At 59.7% G+C, this 18,225-nt stretch carries 16 protein-coding genes and 3 tRNA genes; 7 read left to right on the top strand and 12 right to left on the bottom strand.

All coding sequences use genetic code 11. The features are described from left to right. Window positions 1–119: 119 nt before the first annotated feature. The 6 genes from ACTJKQ_RS16255 to ACTJKQ_RS16230 all read right to left on the bottom strand — a co-directional run bounded on the left by ACTJKQ_RS16255 (window position 120) and on the right by ACTJKQ_RS16230 (window position 5,277). Window positions 120–755 (bottom strand): 50S ribosomal protein L25/general stress protein Ctc, encoded by a 636-nt coding sequence (locus tag ACTJKQ_RS16255; protein WP_056060476.1) that lies wholly within the window; start codon window positions 753–755, stop codon window positions 120–122. Between the two features lie 160 nt (window positions 756–915). Continuing rightward, a complete protein-coding gene (locus ACTJKQ_RS16250) occupies window positions 916–1,890 on the bottom strand; it encodes a ribose-phosphate pyrophosphokinase (RefSeq protein WP_056060480.1) in 975 nt (324 codons plus the stop codon). Window positions 1,891–1,936: 46 nt separating this feature from the next. Beyond that, window positions 1,937–2,013: transfer RNA gene (locus ACTJKQ_RS16245), tRNA-Gln, on the bottom strand. A 30-nt stretch (window positions 2,014–2,043) separates the two neighbouring features. After that, entirely contained in the window at window positions 2,044–2,901 is an 858-nt protein-coding gene (gene ispE / locus ACTJKQ_RS16240; protein WP_440597442.1) for a 4-(cytidine 5'-diphospho)-2-C-methyl-D-erythritol kinase, read from the bottom strand. A 70-nt stretch (window positions 2,902–2,971) separates the two neighbouring features. Next, the gene (locus tag ACTJKQ_RS16235) at window positions 2,972–3,427 is read right to left on the bottom strand and encodes a lipoprotein insertase outer membrane protein LolB (protein WP_440597441.1); all 456 of its coding nucleotides are present in this window, start codon (window positions 3,425–3,427) and stop codon (window positions 2,972–2,974) included. 71 nt (window positions 3,428–3,498) lie between these two features. Then, entirely contained in the window at window positions 3,499–5,277 is a 1,779-nt protein-coding gene (locus ACTJKQ_RS16230; protein ID WP_440597440.1) for a tetratricopeptide repeat protein, read from the bottom strand. Between the two features lie 29 nt (window positions 5,278–5,306). On the opposite strand from ACTJKQ_RS16230, the gene mutM reads away from it, so the two are divergent. The 3 genes from mutM (at window position 5,307) to mutY (ending at window position 9,253) form a co-directional block, all read left to right on the top strand. Further along, window positions 5,307–6,122, top strand: a complete 816-nt coding sequence (gene mutM / locus ACTJKQ_RS16225) for a bifunctional DNA-formamidopyrimidine glycosylase/DNA-(apurinic or apyrimidinic site) lyase (RefSeq protein ID WP_056060489.1) — start codon at window positions 5,307–5,309, stop codon at window positions 6,120–6,122. A gap of 102 nt (window positions 6,123–6,224) precedes the next feature. Further along, window positions 6,225–8,186 carry a dynamin family protein gene (locus ACTJKQ_RS16220; protein WP_440597439.1) on the top strand — a complete coding sequence of 654 codons (1,962 nt, stop codon included), beginning with the start codon at window positions 6,225–6,227 and terminating at the stop codon, window positions 8,184–8,186. After that, entirely contained in the window at window positions 8,183–9,253 is a 1,071-nt protein-coding gene (gene mutY, locus ACTJKQ_RS16215) for an A/G-specific adenine glycosylase (RefSeq protein ID WP_440597438.1), read from the top strand. The genes ACTJKQ_RS16220 and mutY overlap by 4 nt, the downstream gene beginning before the upstream one ends. A 116-nt stretch (window positions 9,254–9,369) precedes the next feature. On the opposite strand, the gene rapZ is transcribed toward mutY, so the two are convergent. The 3 genes from rapZ to ACTJKQ_RS16200 are packed head-to-tail and all read right to left on the bottom strand — an operon-like array spanning window position 9,370 to window position 12,841. Further along, window positions 9,370–10,233, bottom strand: a complete 864-nt coding sequence (gene rapZ / locus ACTJKQ_RS16210) for an RNase adapter RapZ (RefSeq protein ID WP_056060499.1) — start codon at window positions 10,231–10,233, stop codon at window positions 9,370–9,372. Continuing rightward, complete coding sequence (recN, locus tag ACTJKQ_RS16205) at window positions 10,233–11,942, bottom strand: DNA repair protein RecN (RefSeq protein WP_440597515.1); 1,710 nt, start codon at window positions 11,940–11,942, stop codon at window positions 10,233–10,235. Before recN ends, rapZ begins: the two co-directional genes overlap by 1 nt. Before the next feature lie 2 nt (window positions 11,943–11,944). Then, a complete protein-coding gene (locus tag ACTJKQ_RS16200) occupies window positions 11,945–12,841 on the bottom strand; it encodes an NAD kinase (protein WP_056060503.1) in 897 nt (298 codons plus the stop codon). Window positions 12,842–12,869: 28 nt separating this feature from the next. Here ACTJKQ_RS16200 and hrcA point away from each other — a divergent pair, with 28 nt between their 5' ends. The 4 genes from hrcA to greB all read left to right on the top strand — a co-directional run bounded on the left by hrcA (window position 12,870) and on the right by greB (window position 14,929). Next, window positions 12,870–13,874: a heat-inducible transcriptional repressor HrcA gene (hrcA, locus tag ACTJKQ_RS16195; RefSeq protein ID WP_056060538.1), complete on the top strand. Its 1,005-nt coding sequence runs from the start codon at window positions 12,870–12,872 to the stop codon at window positions 13,872–13,874. Window positions 13,875–13,924: 50 nt separating this feature from the next. Then, window positions 13,925–14,001: transfer RNA gene (locus tag ACTJKQ_RS16190), tRNA-Ile, on the top strand. 205 nt (window positions 14,002–14,206) lie between these two features. Next, window positions 14,207–14,283 (top strand) — tRNA-Arg (locus ACTJKQ_RS16185). Window positions 14,284–14,362: 79 nt separating this feature from the next. Further along, window positions 14,363–14,929 carry a transcription elongation factor GreB gene (gene greB / locus ACTJKQ_RS16180; protein ID WP_056060541.1) on the top strand — a complete coding sequence of 189 codons (567 nt, stop codon included), beginning with the start codon at window positions 14,363–14,365 and terminating at the stop codon, window positions 14,927–14,929. A 71-nt stretch (window positions 14,930–15,000) separates the two neighbouring features. Here greB and ACTJKQ_RS16175 read toward each other — a convergent pair whose 3' ends face one another. From ACTJKQ_RS16175 to gmk, 3 genes are all read right to left on the bottom strand, one after another. Then, a complete protein-coding gene (locus tag ACTJKQ_RS16175; RefSeq protein ID WP_440597437.1) occupies window positions 15,001–17,280 on the bottom strand; it encodes a RelA/SpoT family protein in 2,280 nt (759 codons plus the stop codon). Between the two features lie 97 nt (window positions 17,281–17,377). Further along, the gene (gene rpoZ, locus ACTJKQ_RS16170) at window positions 17,378–17,581 is read right to left on the bottom strand and encodes a DNA-directed RNA polymerase subunit omega (protein ID WP_005794722.1); all 204 of its coding nucleotides are present in this window, start codon (window positions 17,579–17,581) and stop codon (window positions 17,378–17,380) included. Between the two features lie 16 nt (window positions 17,582–17,597). Further along, window positions 17,598–18,218: a guanylate kinase gene (gene gmk, locus ACTJKQ_RS16165; protein WP_056060545.1), complete on the bottom strand. Its 621-nt coding sequence runs from the start codon at window positions 18,216–18,218 to the stop codon at window positions 17,598–17,600. Window positions 18,219–18,225: the final 7 nt, after the last annotated feature.

The raw sequence follows: 18,225 nt of genomic DNA, 5'->3' as shown, positions 1-18,225 counted from the left end.
GTGCGGCGTGCAAAGTGCGCCACACCAATGAAAACGGCCCACGCAAGGTGGGCCGTTTCGTGATCAACACCGCAAAGCAGGTTGACCGGGTGAAGTGATCGAGGTCGTTGACCGGCGAATTACTTCTTGCCCTTGCCCTTGCCCTTGGCATCGGCAGCAGGAGCGGCTTCAGCAGGGGTCTCGACGACCACGACTGGAGGCACCACGGACACCAGCACGGGGTTGTTGTTCTGGCCACCACGGACCTTGGCCACCACGCCCTTGGGCAGCTTGATGTCCTTCAGGTGCAGGGAAGCACCCTTTTCCAGCTTGGACAGGTCCACAGCGATGAATTCGGGCAGGTCCGAAGGCATGCAGGTCACGTCCAGTTCGTTCACGATCGGGTTGACCATGCACTTGTCCACCTTGACGGCGTTGGACTCTTCTGCACCGCTGTAGTGCAGTGGCACCTTCAGGTGCAGCTTGGTCTTGTCGTCCACGCGCTGGAAGTCGATGTGCAGCACCAGTTGCTTGTAGGGGTGGTATTGCACGTCACGCAGCACAACCTTGGACGTGGCGCCAGCCACTTCCATGTCCAGCACGCTGGAGTGGAACGCTTCCTTCTTGAGGGCGTGCCACAGTGCGTTGTGGTCCACCTCGATCAGTTGTGGCTCGGTAGCACCACCGTACACGATGCCAGGCGTCTTGCCCGAATTACGCAGACGGCGGCTCGCACCCGTACCCTGCTTGGCGCGCTCAAAAGCGACGAAGTTCATAGTTAGCTCCTGAAAAGGGTAGACCGCGACCAGTCGTACCCCGATTAAAAAAGACCTGTGACGCCTTCATGGCGGCAGGCCTGCGCATTGCTCTCGAACAGACAAGCCTCCCGAAGGAGGCCTGCGTGCAATCCGACTGCAACGCTCCCGGGGGAGCGTGTCAGAACAGGTTGTCCTGGTCCGAGAACAGACTCATGACCGACTCACCCTTGGCAATGCGCTGGATCGTTTCGGCGATCAGCGGGGCCACGGAGAGTTGGCGAATCTTGGAACATCCCTTGGCGTTGTCGCTCAGCGGGATGGTGTTGGTCACCACGACTTCATCGAGGGCTGTGCCCTTGGCGATGCGTTCGATGGCAGGACCCGAGAAAATGGGGTGCGTGCAGTAGGCGTACACCTTCTTGGCACCGCGCTCCTTGAGCACTTCGGCAGCCTTCACCAGCGTGCCGGCGGTGTCGATCATGTCGTCCATAATCACGCAGTTGCGGCCTTCGATCTCGCCGATCACGTGCATCACTTCCGACACGTTGGCCTTAGGACGGCGCTTGTCGATGATGGCCAGATCGCAGTTCAGTTGCTTGGCCAGGGCGCGTGCGCGCACCACGCCGCCCACGTCGGGGGAGACGACGATCAGATCTTCGTAGTTCTTCTGGCGCAGGTCGCCCAGCAGCACCGGCGACGCATAGATGTTGTCTACGGGAATATCGAAGAAGCCCTGGATCTGGTCAGCGTGCAGGTCCATGGTCAGCACGCGGGCCACGCCCACGGCTTGCAGCATGTTGGCCACCACCTTGGCCGTGATGGGCACACGGGTAGAGCGGGGGCGGCGGTCCTGGCGGGCGTAACCGAAATAAGGAATCACGGCGCTGATGCGCTCAGCCGACGCGCGCTTGAGCGCATCGACCATGATCAGCAGTTCCATGAGGTTTTCGTTGGTGGGTGCGCAGGTGGACTGCACCACGAAAACATCACGCGCACGCACGTTTTGTTTGATTTCGACGGTGACTTCACCGTCAGAGAAGCGACCCACGTCAGCCGCACCGAGGGTGGTGCCGAGGTGTTGGGCAATTTCAGCTGCCATGCCAGGATTGGCATTGCCGGTGAAAACCATGAAGTCGGGGTGGTTGGCTTGCATGAGCGTCCCAGCAGTCTGAAATAAAAGCCCGTACGCGGAAAGCGTTTGGCAGGGGAAGAAGGATTCGAACCTTCGCATGCCGGAATCAAAATCCGGTGCCTTAACCAGCTTGGCGACTCCCCTACACAGGTCAATTGCCGAGGGCAACCAACCTTAAATTTCTCCTGATGCCCAACCTGCCAGAGGATGAACCATCAGATTTTCACATGCCTTCACTTGCCAGCCCTCGGGGGCTCCGCTCAAGTCAACTGCGTGTGACATATGCGCAAACACCGCACTGCCTGAGCCTGTCATTCTGCCTTTGAGGCCGCGATCTTTGAGCCATTCAATGGCTTGAAAAACATCGGGGCAAAGAGCCTGAGCAACTGGCTGCAAGTCGTTTCGACCGAAGTCAAAATGTGCTGCAGCAAAGCCTAAGATTGTAGCACTATCTGAATCGCGTTTCAAACTTGGTGACGAAAAAATTTCTTTTGTCTCCAAACCTGCTGCGGGCTTCACGATCGCAAAGCTCGCTTGCGGTATCTGGTGCACTTTCTCAAGCGGCGTGATTGTCTCACCAATTCCCTCCACCCAAGCGTTGTGACCGCATAAAAAAAACGGGACGTCAGCGCCCAGCTGCAAACCGATCTTTGCCAATGCGTGTCTTGGCAGGTTCAGCCCCCACAGCCGGTTCAAAGCCAGCAGCGTGGTGGCGGCATCCGAAGAGCCGCCTCCCATGCCTGCCTGCGCAGGCACGCGTTTCAGAACGCCAATGTGAGCGCCCTCACGGCAGCCCGTTGCGGCCTGCAGTGCATGTGCAGCGCGGACCGAGAGGTCCACTTCGGGTAGCGCTGTGGACAGGTCTTCCCGCGAAATCAATCCATCCGTGCGGCGTTGGAAGTGCAGGGTGTCGCACCAGTCCACAAGCATGAACACGGACTGCAGCAGGTGATAGCCGTCAGCACGCCGTCCGGTGATGTGCAAAAAAAGATTGAGCTTGGCCGGGGCTGGCACGTCATACAAGGCTTGCATGGGGCGAAAGAGTGGGGAGCGAGGTTTTGCTGTGCGAACGGCTCTGCTGGCCGCAGCAGTTTGCAGGCCGTCAGGGAGTCAGCGCAATGCGCAGCGTGGCGGTAGGCTGCGGGTCGCTGCGGCGTGCCGTCAGCCGCCCGTCTGCAATGCCGGTAAGGTCTGCTTGCCACCCCGTCGCACTGGCCTGGGTGCCCTTGAGCCAGCTGAACAAGGCGGTCACGGGAATGCGAGTGCCGGTCACGTCCTGGAGCAGCGTGTCCAGGGAATCAGAGGTACGGGTGTCCTGACCGCTAAGCAGCTGCGCGTGACCATCTTTCCAGTCGAGTTGCGCAATGCGATTGCCGAAGGGGCTGAGCAAAACGAGTCCACCCGCCTGGGCGGTGCCGCGCAGCTCGAACATGGCAGAAAAAGACTGCGAGGCCTGCCCGTCGATCTGCAGGGCAATGCGCCCACTCCAGCTGTCTTCGTTCAGGGGGGCTTTGGCTATCGGCTGCGCACAACCTGCGAGCCACAGCGCCCACAACACCAGCCACCATGCCCACCGGTGAGGAAGAGTCCGTAGCCGACTGTTTGAAGTGGCGCTGAAAAGGCCTTGCATCAGAGGGAGGCCCCGAGGCGTTTCAGGGTCTCTTTGAGGGTGTCGTTGTCAGGACTGGCACGCTGACCTTCTTTCCAGACGCGTGTTGCACCGTCCCTGTCGCCCATGCTCCAGAGCACCTCACCCAGATGTGCAGCAATCTCCACATCGGGCCGTGCCTTGAAGGCTACTTCGAGGTGTTTGCGGGCGTCTGCCTTGTTGCCCAGGCGAAACTCCACCCAGCCAAGGCTGTCCATGATGAAGGGATCGTTGGGGGCGAATTCCAATGCCTTCAGGATGAGCTGTTTGGCCTCGGCCAGCCGCACTCCGCGGTCTGCGAGCGAATAGCCAAGGGCGTTGTAGGCGTGGTGGTACTCTGGCTGGCGCGCGATCACCTGACGCAACAGCTTCTCCATCGTGTCTGGCTGGCCCGCCTTTTCGGCCAGCATGGCTTGGTCGTAGACCAGTTCGGCGTCGTCCGGGGCCAGGGCTACCAGTTCGACTTGTACCTTGTAGGCTTCCTGGTACAGGCGCTGGTCGCGTAACAGCTGCACTTCGGCCATCAGCTTCATGCGTTGGCTGTCTGCTGAATTGCCTGGCAGGTTGCGCAACAAGGCCCGCGCCTGGGCGAGCTTTCCCTGGCGTGCCAGCAATGATGCGCGGCGCGTCTGCGCACCAAAGACTTCCTCTGCGTTGTCGATCCGTGCGAGCCAGGCTTCTGCGCCTACAAAGTCTTTCTTTTTCTCGGCAATCTGCGCGTGCAGTAGGTACGCTTGCGTGAGGCTCTTTCGCCGCAGGTCGGTGTCACCAGATGCAGATGCCAGTTCCATGAACCGTTGCAGCGATGCCTCTGCGGCAGGCAGGCGGTTGTCCTGGTACTGCAAGGTGGCGGCCACCAACCACGCCTCTGCCAGGTCAGGCTTTTCCTTGGTGACCGTCTCCAACTGGCGACTGGCCTCCGGGTAGCGCTGAAGGCCCAGCAATACCCTGGCATACGCCATGCGCAGGTCCGGGATGGGTTGTCTGGACAGCGTTTGCGTCACGATGGGCTCTGCGTCCAGCAGGCCTTCGTCCATCAGCTCCAGCGCCAGCCGGGCCGCGCTTTCGCTGGCATTGTCCAGGCCCTGGGCCCTGCGTGCTGCGTCGAGCGCACCGGCCTTGTCGCCCGCTGCAAGCCTCAATCGACCCAGCGACACCCAGGCCTCGGGTCCGGTGGCAGGGTTGGTGAGTTCATTGACCAGGGCCTGTTCCACCACCTTGGCGGCCAGCGCTTTGTCACTCGCGCGTCCGTACAGTTGTGGCAAAGATGCCAGCGTTGACGCCTTGGTCCTAGGAGAGGCTTGTGCAAGTTCCTGGCGCAGCAAGTCCGGTGTTTCGGCGATGCGGTTCAATGCGATCAGGATCTGCAGCACATACTGATTGGCCTCGCGCGACTGTGGCAGGGCTTCCTTCCAGGCTCGGGCTGCAGCCAGGGCGTATTCGCCTGATCGTGATTGCAGGGCAATGTCTGCGGCCCTTTGGTAGAGCTGCCAGTCAGCGCTTCGGCGCGCAGCCTCCAGCATGAACGCGTAGCCTGCGCCTGGGTCCCCAGTTCGTGCACTGATCTCGCCCAGAAAGATTTCGTAGAACAGCTCTGCGTCCAACGCGGGGTTGGACTCTACCGGTGGGGGCTCGCTCGGGGGGCGGCTTTCACCGGCGGGCTTTTGGGCCCAAGCTGAGTGGGCGGACGCCGCAATCACGGTGACCAAGGCGACGGTACGAAAGCTGTGGGATAACACCATCGGGCCATAATAATCCATGCCTGTTAAGCCGTTGCCCGGTTGTTTGTATGCCTGAGTTGCCTGAAGTGGAAGTGACGCGGCGCAGTTTTGCTACCGCGATCGCTGGAGCCCGGATCGAGGCTGTGATGATGGGCAAGCCCCTGCGGTGGCCTCTGGGTTGCGACCCGCAGTTGCTGGGAGGCCAACAAGTGGTCGGATTGCGCCGGCGGGGCAAGTATCTGTTGCTCGATATGAACCAAGGCGTTCTGCTTCTGCATTTGGGGATGTCGGGAAGCCTGCGTTTTGCTTCAGACATGCCAGAAGCGGGGGTGCATGACCACTTTGACCTTGTCACCGACCGGGGCACGCTGCGCCTGCATGACCCGCGACGATTTGGCGCGGTGGTCTATGCGCCATCAGAGAACTCGCCGGTAGCCGCCAAATTGCTGGGCGGCTTAGGCATGGAGCCCTTGTCTGAGGAGTTTCTACTTCCGACTTTTCAGGCAGGGCTCAAGAAAAGCCGGATGCCTATCAAACAGTTGCTTCTGGCGGGGCGCGTGGTTGTGGGGGTCGGGAATATCTACGCCTCTGAGGTGCTTTTTTTGTCTGGCATCCGTCCTACTACCGTTGCATCACGCATTGGTCCGGCACGAGTACATAAGCTGCATCAGGCCATTCGCTCGGTGCTGGCCCGCGCTGTGGAGATGGGCGGTAGCACGCTGCGCGATTTTTCGAATGCCGAAGGAATGGCTGGCCACTTTCAGACGGCCGCGAACGTGTATGGCCGCGATGGTCAGCCTTGCCATGTATGCGGTACAGCCATCGGGCTGATTCGCCAGGGACAGAGAAGCACTTACTTCTGCCGCCAGTGCCAGCGTCAATAGATGCTGCCGTCCGATGGACGGTTTGTGACAGCTGGCGGACGGTCGATGCTATATTTTGTATATACCTGCCTCGCGGGCCATCCATAGATCTCTGGGAGCAAAGTGGGACCTTCATTCAACGAACAGTTTGACCAGCATGGCGTCTGGCGACGGGAGTTCGCCCAGCAGCTCAAGCGGCTGGCCGATTGGATGGCCACGCACGACCTGATGGATGCAGCAGTGCAAGAGCGCCTGCAGCGGCTGGAAGAGCAGGTACGCAGCGACAAGGTCATGGTGGCGTTTGTGGCGGAGTTTTCGCGTGGAAAATCCGAACTGATCAACGCGATCTTTTTTGCTGACTATGGTCGCCGCATCATGCCTGCCAGTGCGGGCCGCACGACCATGTGTCCCACCGAACTGGGGTATGACGCCAATGTTGCACCCAGCTTGCGGCTATTGCCCATTGAGACTCGGCTTCAGATGCAGAGCCTGGCGGAGTGGCGGGTCAAGACCGACCGTTGGCAGGAAATCCCGCTGGATGTCGGCAACGCCGACCAGATTGCCAAAGCACTGGAAAAAGTGGCCGAGGTTCGCAAGGTCAGTCTGGACAATGCGCGTGCGCTGGGTTTCTGGCATGACGATCTGACAGATGAAAACCCTGTGCCTGACGCGCAGGGCTTGGTAGAGGTGCCCATGTGGCGCCACGCCGTCATCAATATTCCCCATCCGCTCTTGAAGCAGGGTTTGGTGATTCTGGATACGCCTGGCCTGAACGCAGTGGGTGCAGAGCCCGAGCTGACGGTCAACCTCATCCCCCAAGCGCATGCAGTGGTGTTCATCCTGAGTGCCGACACCGGCGTGACGCGATCGGACCTGTCGATCTGGCGCGAGCACCTGGCCATCTCGCCCGAGAGCATGGAAGCGCGTTTGGTGGTGTTGAACAAGATCGACACCCTCTGGGATACGCTCAACACCGCCGAGCAGGTCCAGGCGCAGATGGAGCGGCAGTGCGCGACCTCGGCTGAGATGCTCGGCGTGTCTCTAGACCGTGTGGTGCCTGTGTCTGCGCAAAAAGGCCTGGTGGCCAAGATCACTGCGGACGACGTTCTGCTGGAAACCAGTGGACTGCCAGCGTTGGAAGAGGCCCTTGCCAAAGGTATCATGGGCAGACGGCAGTCCATACTGCGCGCCGCGGTAGCGGCGGGGGTGGCGAGCCTGCGTACAGAAACGTCGCGGGTCATCAATATCCGACGCCGCGACCTCGATGACCAAATGGCCGAGTTGCGCAGTCTGCGGGGTAAGAACGCATCGGTGATCGAATCCATGCGCCATCGCATTGAGCAGGAGCAGCGTGAGTTTGATCTCAGCACTGCCAAGATCCAGGCGGTGCGTGCGGTTCACCTCAAGTTGCTGCGTGACGTTTTTCAGCAGTTGGGCGCCAAGGCGCTCAAAGCAGAGCTGGCCGAGCTGGCCCAGACACTGCAGCAAAAGGGGCTCAAGCTGGGCGTGAAGAAAATATACGTCCAGACCTTTGACAAACTGCGCGGCACCTTGGACAAGGCGCAAGCCTCTGGTACCGAGATTCAGGCCATGCTCAGCGGGACCTTCAGGCAGCTCAATGCAGAGTTCGGTTTTTCTTTGCAGGTGCCCACGCCGCCGCAGCTTGAACACTTTGCGCAAGACCTGCACCAGATCGAGCAGAGTCATTTGCAGTACCTGGGTATGGGCAATGCTCTCAAGTTGGCGCAACCCGAGTTTGCGGAGCGCCTGGTGCGCGCGCTGGCCATGCGTTTGCGCACGGTGTACGAGTCAGCGGCCAATGATCTGGAACTGTGGAGCAAATCAGCCACTGCGCAATTGGACGCACAGCTGCGAGAACGGCGTCGCAGCTTTGCTCGCCGCATGGAGGCCGTAGACCGCATACAACAGGCTGCCAGCGGCTTGGTGGAGCGCATCTCGGAGATCGAGGCTGGCGAGGAGGAACTCGGCCAGTTGGAGAACAAGTTGCATGAGCTGACTTCCAAGTTGGTGGCTCTGCCAGGGGCTGCACCGGCATTGACTGACGCGCATCCGGTTTCCGCATGAGTGCTGAATCCCGGGAGGGTGTGGCCGCGCGGGTAGTCGCTTGGCAAGCTGTACATGGGCGCAACCATCTGCCCTGGCAACAGACCCGCGATCCATACCGGGTTTGGTTGTCGGAGATCATGTTGCAGCAGACTCAGGTCACCACTGTGCTGGACTACTACGCCCGCTTTCTGGGCCGATTTTCTGATGTGAGCGCACTGGCGGCAGCCCCTCAAGATGAGGTCCTGGGCTTGTGGAGTGGTTTGGGCTACTACAGTCGTGCACGCAATCTCCATCGCTGCGCTCAGCAGATCATGACCGACCATGGTGGCGCCTTCCCGCGAAAGGCGTCGCTATTGGCGTCTTTGCCGGGCATTGGGCGTTCAACCGCAGGCGCTATTGCCGCGTTTTGTTTTTCAGAGCGCGTGCCCATTCTGGATGCCAACGTGCGGAGGGTGCTCACGCGCCTGCTGGGCTTTGGCCAAGATCTGGCTTCTGCCAAGAACGAACGCCTTCTATGGGAGCATGCCGATGCGCTGTTGCCAGTGCGCGATCTTGATGTGGCGATGCCCCGTTACACCCAGGGCTTGATGGACTTGGGGGCGTCCCTGTGCACACCCCGCTCTCCAAAATGTTCCGATTGCCCTTTGGTGGGCGATTGCGCAGCTTTCAAGGAGGGGGATCCTGAACGCTATCCCGTCAGAACCCGCAAACTGTCACGCCGGGCTGAATCCTGGCAATTGGTGATCCTGCGCGATGGCAAGGGGCGCATCTGGCTGCAACGCCGCCCACCCACTGGGATCTGGGCGGGAATGCACTGCGTGCCCGTGTTCGCTGACCTTGAGTCGCGGGATGTTTTTGTGAGTGCTTTGGGTAGCAATGGGCAGTATGCGCAGCAAGAGCTGCAGCCATTTGTGCATGTCCTCACGCACCGGGACTTGCATCTTCACCCGTTGTTGATACAGACCGACGGAATGGTGCCTCCTGTGGAGGGCGGAGAGTGGCTGGGGCAAGATCAGTGGTCCTTGGTGGGGTTGCCGGCGCCCATTCGTAAGTTGCTGGACACCACGCAATCTTCGCTATGGTGAACCCAAACGGCGGCGCTCTCTCAGTCGCGGGGGGCTCGTCTCGTTTCGTTGGCGCCAAGCTCCACAACTTGTTCCCCAGAAGTTTGGCTCCAAGAGCTCGCTTGTGAAGGCAATGGTCAGCGCCCATCCAGTTCACGATGCCGCTTCAATGCAGTCCATCGGTCGCTGAACGCTTGTGCCAGTTTCTCCACCAAATAGACAGAGCGGTGTTGTCCACCGGTGCAGCCGATGGCTACAGTGACGTAGCTTCGGTGATTGCGATCCAGCATGTCCAGCCAGTGTGCTAAAAATTTTTCAATGTGGGCCCGCATCAGGTCCACCTCGGGTTGCAGGTCCAGAAAGTCAGCCACCGGCTGGTCCAGTCCTGTGAGGTCCCGGAGCGCGATCTCATAGTGTGGGTTGGGCAGCATGCGGACGTCGAAGACGTAGTCGGCATCCATGGGAATACCGCGTTTGAAAGCAAATGACTGAAAAACCAAGGTTAATTGCCCTTGCGCCGTGGACATCAGGCCTTTGACATAACTTTGCAACTGGGAGGCGCGGATGGTGCTGGTGTCGATCACGTGTGACTGTTCGCGCAGTTCAGCCAGCAGCTCACGCTCCAGCTCAATGATCTGAACTAAGGCCCTGCGTCCTTGCTGGAGGTCGTCGTGCGACAGGGGATGGCGGCGGCGCGTCTCGGAGAAACGCCGCACCAGGGTATCAATCGTGGCATCCAGAAAAAGGGATTTGACGGCCACGCCCTGACTGCGCAAACGGCTCAACTCTTGAGGCACTTGATGCAAGGACGTTGCGCTGCGGACATCCACTGCAATGGCTACGCGGTTGCCATGGTGTTTGTGTTCGAGCGCTACGAAGGCTGGCAGTAGCTCCGGCGGCAGGTTGTCTACGCAGTAGTAGCCAGCATCTTCCAGTGCGTGCAAGGCGACGGATTTTCCAGATCCCGACATGCCCGTGATGACAACAATTTCAAGGGCCATCAGCGTTTCCTAGCGGCGTTAGAGGAGGGAGCGGGTGGGGTGGGCGAAGCGACCAACGACGGTGCCGCAGTACCCAGCATTTCGCGCGCGTGCGCCAGCGTGGTTTCGGTAGCGCGCTCCCCACCCAGCATGCGGGCGATTTCTGCCACACGCTCGTCTTGCTGCACAACCAGCACGGTGCTGGTTGTGCCTTGAGCGCTTTTATTTTTTTCCACCTTGAGGTGGTGATGCGCGCATGCGGCTACTTGGGGCAGGTGAGTTACTGCCAGCACCTGGCGGTCGCGTCCCAGCTGCTGCATCAAACGTCCCACTGTTTCGGCGACTGCGCCACCCACGCCGGAGTCCACCTCGTCAAAAATGAGTGTGGGGGCTGAGCCCAATTCACTGGTTGTGACTGCGATAGCCAGCGAAATGCGGGACAACTCCCCGCCGGAGGCGACTTTGCCGACCGCCTTGGGGGTCATGCCGGGGTGTCCTGCTACCAAAAACACGACATCATCGATCCCGTCTGGAGAGGGCTCCGACGCCTTCGTCACTGACACCTCGAATTTACCGCCCTCCATCCCGAGACCTTGCATGGCCTGAGAGATGGACACGGAGAGCTTTGGTGCTGCTTTGGCGCGAGCCAGAGACAGTGCGCGCGCCGCCGCATGGTACGCCTTAGCGCTGGCGAATTCGTTGGCTTGCAGCTTTTCCAGATCGGTGGCGGCATCAAGCTGGCGCATGGATGCTTTCCAGTCCTTGAGCAGAGCGGGCAGTTCCGCTGGAGGGCGTTTGTACCTGCGAGCCAGTCCCATCCACAAGGACATGCGTTCGTCCAGTTCTGCCAAACGTTGGGGGTCAATGTCCGCATGGCGTAAATAGGTGTGCAGAGAATGCACCACGTCTGTCGTCTGCGCCAGACTCGACGCCAGGATATCGGCCAGATTGGCGAACTCTGGCTCAATGTGTTCTTGCGCCTGAAGCAGCGAATGTGCGTGGGTCAGTGCGGAAACGGCTCCCGCGTCGTCTTCTTGCAAAGCTTGAAGCGCTCCATGGGCCCCATCCAGCAACGCCTGCGCGTGCGATAGGCGCTTGTGTTGCGCGTCAAGATCCTCCCACTCCAGGTCACTTGGCGCGAGTTTGTCCACTTCGCTGATTTGCCACTGCAGGCGCTCGCGCTCTTGCTGAAGCGTTGCCTGTGCTGCGCGTGCCTGCCGCAATGCCTTGAGGTCAGCGCGCCATTGCGTCCAACGCGATGCTGTATCGCGGGTATTCACACCGGCAAAAGCGTCCAGCAAGCCGCGCACCGACTCTGGGCGGGTCAGGCTTTGCCATGCGTGCTGACCATGGATGTCGAGAAGCATCTCGCCCAAGGCACGTAACTGCGAAGCTGTCGCTGGTGTCCCATTGATCCAACCGCGGCTCTTGCCCTGTGTGTCGACGGTACGGCGCAGTAGCAGCCAGTCATCGGTTTCAAACCCGGCTTCTTCCAGCCATGGGCGGGCATGGGCAGGGCAGTCGAATTCCGCGCAAATGTCGGTTTTGCTGCATCCTTCCCGTACTACCCCGGCATCCGCGCGTGCTCCCAGTGCCAGTTGCAATGCGTCAATCAAGATGGACTTGCCCGCCCCAGTTTCACCAGTCAACACGGTAAAGCCGCTGCGCAAGTCAAGTTCCAGCGTTTGAACGATCACAAAATCCCGCAGGGTTATCCGCCGCAGTGCCATGGTCATGAGCCCCCTTCGTTCCAGCGCAGCTTCTTGCGCAAAGTCGCGAAGTAGTTCCAGCCTTGAGGGTGTAGAAATCGCACGCGGTGCTCAGAGCGTTTGACGAGGATGCGGTCGCCATGCAGCAAGGACGCAAGGGACTGCATGTCAAAGTTCGCGCTGACATCGCGCCCGCTCACTACTTCGACAGCCACCTCAGTCGCATCGGAGAGCACGATAGGGCGGTTGGACAGCGTATGTGGCGCTATAGGAACCAGCACCCAGCCCGGGATGGATGGGTGAAGCATGGGCCCGCCCGCAGACAACGAATATGCGGTCGATCCGGTGGGGGAGGCAATGATGAGGCCGTCGGCCCTTTGATTGGCCACAAACTGCCCACCAACTTCGACACGCAATTCCACCATGCCCGATGTCGCGCCACGGTTGACCACCACATCGTTCATGGCCAAGGCTTCGAACACCACACGTTCATCGCGAACGACTGTTGCGTGCATCAAAGGCCGCTGGTCTTCTTCGTAGGCACCTCGCAGCATCGGTGGCAATGTGGTCTGATAGGTGTCGAAGGGAATGTCAGTAATGAATCCGAGCCGGCCCTGATTGATGCCGATCAGCGGCGTTCCAAAACGCGCCAAGCGCCGGCCAATGCCGAGCATCGTTCCATCCCCCCCCACCACCAGTCCCAAATCGCACCGTGCACCGATCTGGTCTACATTCAAGGAAGGGTAGTGTGTCAATCCGGTATTGCTGGCGGTCTCCGCTTCCAGCACCACCTCACATCCCTGGCGCTCCAAGAAATGCGCAATATCCTCCAAAGCCCGGCGAGAGCCATCACCGGGGGCGCCTGCAGCTGAAGTCTGGTACTTGCCTATAAGTGCGACATGGCGGAAATTGGACGTCATCGCGAAATTACATCATTAAAATCATTCCATGCTCGATGACCGTGCCAAGTTGTTGCTCAAAGCCCTGGTCGAGCGTTACATCGCTGATGGGCAGCCCGTAGGGTCGCGTACCCTTTCCCGCGCGTCCGGGTTGGATTTGTCGCCTGCCACGATACGAAACGTGATGGCGGACCTGGAAGAGTTGGGGCTGATTGCGAGTCCACATACCTCCGCTGGCCGTATTCCCACAGCGCGTGGATACCGTTTGTTTGTGGACACGATGCTCACGGTGCAGCGGGAGTCTGTCATGCCGCCCCAGCTGGCACCTGAACAGCCACAAAAAGTCATCGCCAACGCCGCACAGCTGTTGTCCAACCTCTCCCAGTTCGTTGGAGTGGTGATGGCGCCTCGGCGTACCTCGGTATTTCGCCACATAGAGTTTCTTCGACTCTCCGAAAAGCGCTTCCTCGTGATCATCGTGTCGCCGGAAGGTGACGTACAGAATCGCGTGATCTTCACCGAGGTGGATCACTCCCAGTCGCAACTGGTAGAGGCCTCCAACTTCCTGAATGCCCACTACGCCGGACTCGCAATGGAGCAGGTGCGAGAACGTTTGAAGTCCGAGGTCGATGTATTGCGCGGAGAGATTGCATCGCTTATGCAGGCGGCAGTCAACGTAGGCTCAGAGGCACTGTCCGAGGCGCAGGATGAGGTGGTGATTTCTGGAGAGCGCAACCTGCTGTCCGTCAGTGATTTCTCCAGCGACATGGGCAACCTGCGCAGGGCATTTGACTTGTTTGAGCAGAAGACACAAATCCTTCGCCTTCTGGACATCTCCAGCCAAGCGGAAGGGGTGCGCATCTACATCGGTGGCGAGAGCCAGGTTGTGCCTTTTGAAGAGCTTTCGATCGTCAGCTCCCCCTATGAGGTTGATGGCAAGGTGGTGGGGACTTTGGGCGTGATTGGTCCTACGCGCATGCCATACGACCGCATGATCCAGATTGTGGACATCACCTCCAAGCTGGTGTCCAACGCGCTCAGCCACCGCAAGTAAGCCCCTACAATACGGCGCTTGCCCCGTTGTATAGCGCTGGAGCATGGCTGGGGGCGTTAGCTCAGTTGGTTAGAGCAGAGGACTCATAATCCTTTGGTCGTTGGTTCAAGTCCAACACGCCCTACCACCCTCGCTCGCAGGGTGAATCCATCAACAATCGATGTGTTTTGTGATCCAAATCGCTCAGTTTGTTTTTGGAGCCTTCATCGTGCATTACAATCTTGGCTTGCGTTGAATTGACTGCCTGTTTGCGTAGCCTGATTCAGGAAGGCAATCAGAAAAAAAGCAAGTTTCAAGGGTCGCCAAGAAATCATGCTATAATTCGAAGCTTAGCGGCTGTAGCTCAGCTGGATAGAGTACTTGGCTACGAACCAAGGGGTCGTGGGTTCGATTCCTGCCAGCCGCACCAATGTTTAAAGCCTGCAATCGTGAGATTGCAGGCTTTTTCATTTGTCCAGGCGCTTTGCGCTGATTGGAGAGTTCTGGCAATGAGCAAGGCTTTTACCAAGGAAACCGATAACGCCGATGATGACGAAGGATTGGCACTGCCTCCTTTGCCGCCGGGTGGCAAAAACTACATCACCCCTTCAGGCTATGCACGGCTGAGGGCAGAGCTTCTAGACCTCATCGATAGCGAGCGGCCGAAGATCGTGGATGTGGTGCACTGGGCGGCCAGCAACGGAGACCGGTCTGAAAACGGCGACTACCTCTATGGCAAGAAGCGCCTGCGCGAAATTGATCGGCGCATTCGTTTTTTGACCAAGCGGCTTGAGATCGCCGAGGTGGTGGACCCTAGTTTGCATGCGGGCAGTGAACAGGTCTTCTTTGGAGCCACCGTCACCTACTCCGACGACGAGGATGGTGAGCGCACGATCACCATCATGGGCATCGACGAGGCCGACAGCCGTATGGGTCAGGTCAGCTGGATTTCACCTGTGGCCCGGGCACTGCTGAAGGCGCGCGTTGGGGACGAGGTGCAGTTACCCACGCCGGGCGGAGTGCGCCATTTGGAGGTGGTGGAGGTGCAGTACCCGCCTCGTAGTGTGGCTACGTAGCCCGTTCGCACACAGACGCCGAACTGCGCGTCTGTTGTATCGACCTCAGGGCTTGGTGCCGTGCTGAGGTGTCAGGGCTGTGGAGTAATCCTGGCTGCACGCAGCACAGCCTGTGTGCGGCGCAGGTTGCGCAATGCCAGCTCGAGATGTGCCTGATCGCGAACCGCGACGATGAATCGCAGATCCGTGGTGTCCAAGGCCGCCTCATCGTCCATGTCCACGTGGGTGATGTCGGCCTCTGAATTGGCAAGCTCCGCTGCCACGCGTGCCAGCACCCCCTTGCCGTTGTTCACGGTAACGACCACGCCCGTTTCGAACATTCGGGTGGGCTCGTCCGACCAGTCTACGGCAATGAAGCGTTCGCTGTCTTTATGCTGCAGACGTTTGGCGACACTGCAATGTGCGTTGTGCACGACCAGTCCCTCACCGCGGCCCAGATAACCGACGATGCTGTCGCCCGGCACGGGACGGCAGCAGGTGGCATATTGCACAGAGGCATTCTCGCTGCCATCCAGCGTGACGGCCCCTTGCGACAGGGTTTCGTGAGATGTGTAGCGCTCACGAGTCATGAGCAGAGCATCCGGACGGTGGCCATGCTCCGACATCAGCACCATCAACCGTTTGGCGACGATGCTGGCAATGCGTTTGCCCAGGCCCAGATCGGTCATCAGCTCGCTGCGCGTGCGATTGCCGGTGAAGCGCAGCAGCTTGTCCCACAGCGGTTGGGTCTCAGCGCTGACGGGGGGCAGTTGTTCGAGGCCTTCCGCTCGGATGGCTTGGGTCAACAGTTTTTCACCCAGCCCTTCGGACTCGGTTTGGGCCAAGGTTTTGAGGTAATGGCGGATCTTGGACCGTGCCCGGCCCGTGCGCACAAAACCAAGCCACGCTGGGTTGGGTGTGGAGACGGGGGCGGTGATGATCTCCACCACATCCCCGTTCTTGAGTTCGGTGCGCAGCGGAACCTGCTCGTTATTGATCTTGGCGGCGGTCGTACGGTCACCCACATTGCTGTGAATGGCATAGGCAAAGTCCACCACCGTGGCGCCGCGCGGCAACGCCATGATCTGGCTTTTGGGTGTGAAGACGTAGACCGCATCGGGAAACAGGTCCACCTTGACGTGATCCCAGAACTCCGCCGCATCCCGCGTTTCGTTCTGTATGTCCAGCAAGGACTGCAGCCACTTGGTGCCAAGGCGCTCGGCTGCCGTACCTTCCCCGTCCTGGGCTTTGTACAGCCAGTGTGCTGCCACGCCGGCTTCGGCAATCACGTGCATCTCATCGGTGCGCATCTGGAACTCGATGTTCACGCCCGAGGGCCCCACCAGGGTGGTGTGCAGAGACTGATAGCCGTTGAGTTTGGCAATGGCAATATGGTCCTTGAACTTTCCAGGTACCGGCTTGTACATCTGGTGCAGTACACCCAAGGCGGTGTAGCAATCGGTCACAGTCGGTACGATGACTCGAAAGCCATAGATGTCCGTCACCTGGGCAAAGCTCAGGTGCTTGAGGTCCATCTTTTGATAGATGGCGTACAGCGTTTTCTCGCGGCCTGCCAGGCGCACCTTCATGCCGATCTTGGAGAAGGCGGCATCCACTTCGGCCTGCACCTTCTGAACCAGATCGCGCCGGCGGTTGCGGGATTTGTTGACGGCCTTGGCCAAGGTCGCATAGCGCCAGGGGTGCAGGTGTCGGAAGGCCAGATCCTGCAGCTCACGATAGGTCTGATTCAGGCCCAGGCGGTGTGCAATGGGCGCGTAAATTTCCAGCGTCTCGGACGAGATGCGGCCCCATTTGCTGCGCGGCATGTCCGACAGCGTGCGCATGTTGTGCGTTCGGTCGGCCAGCTTGATGAGGATGACGCGTACATCACGCGCCATGGCCAGCAGCATTTTGCGAAACGACTCGGCCTGATTTTCTTCGCGAGTGTTGAACTGCAGTTTGTCCAGTTTGGTAAGGCCATCCACCAGTTCGGCCACCGGGGCGCCAAACCGGTCGATCAGGTCGGCCTTGGTCACGCCGCAGTCTTCCATGGCGTCGTGCAGCAGCGCGGCCATCAGCGCCTGGGCATCGAGCTTCCACGCCGCGCACTGCGCAGCCACTGCAATAGGATGGGTGATGTAGGGCTCACCGCTGTTGCGCAGCTGCCCCAGGTGGGCTTCGTCGGCAAAACGGTACGCCTGGCGCACCTGCTCGATGCTGACGGCGTCCAGGTAGTCCAGGCTATCGGTCAGTGCGGCGAAGCTGGCCGCAGCCGCATTGGCGGCCGCAGCGGCTGCCGAGAGATTGCCTGCCGGAGATGGGTCACCCGGGCGGGGCTGCGTTGCAGAAGGTGAATTGAGCACCGCGTTCATGCCTTAAATGTAGCGCGGGACTGCGCCAGAGGGCTTTCGGGCAAAAAAAAGCACCGCTGGCGCGGTGCTTTTGGGTGGGCATTGCCCAGCAGAACGTTCAACCGGGAACCTTCTTGAGCATCTCCAGACCCACTTTGCCTTCGGCGATTTCACGCAGGGCAGTCACGGCGGGCTTATTGCGGCTTTCGATGCGTGGAGCATGGCCCTGGCTGAGCATGCGGGCACGGTACGTGGCGGCCAGTACGAGCTGGAAGCGGTTGGGGATCTTTTCCAGACAGTCTTCTACGGTGATGCGTGCCATCGTTTACTCCGGGGATTCAGGTGATATTGAGCGACTGAAAGGTGTCAGCACGGGCGCGGCGCTGAGCGGCGTACTTGAGTCGCTGGGCGTGAACTACGGCTTTCAGGTCGAAAAGCGCGCGCTCAAACAACTCATTGATTATAACGAAGTCGAATTTGCTGACCTGGGCCATCTCGATGGCGGCATTTTTGAGGCGTACTTCGATGACATCCGCAGAGTCTTCGCCCCGCCGCTCCAGCCGCGATCGCAGTTCTTCCCAGCTGGGCGGGAGGATGAAAACCAGCACCGCATTGGCAAATGCCTGCTTGATCTGCAGTGCGCCCTGAAAATCGATTTCCAGAATCACATCTGAGCCCTGGGCAATGCGCTCTTCGATGGCTTTTTTGGAGGTGCCATAGCGGTTGCCGTGCACATGGGCCCATTCGACAAACGCGTTGCCTTGCACCATGGCGTCGAACTCGGACTCCGACGCGAAGAAGTATTCGCGGCCATGCTTTTCCTGGCCGCGGGGCGCACGGGTGGTGTGCGAGATGGAGGGGTGGACATGCGAGTCCAGCTCCAGCAAGGCCTTTACCAAGCTGGACTTGCCGGCACCACTGGGTGCTGCCACGACGATGAGATTTCCTGGATAGTCCATGGTTGAT

Source organism: Acidovorax sp. 22279 (assembly GCF_052045435.1).
Classification (GTDB): domain Bacteria; phylum Pseudomonadota; class Gammaproteobacteria; order Burkholderiales; family Burkholderiaceae_C; genus Acidovorax; species Acidovorax delafieldii.
This window is presented reverse-complemented; position numbering and strand designations above follow the sequence as displayed.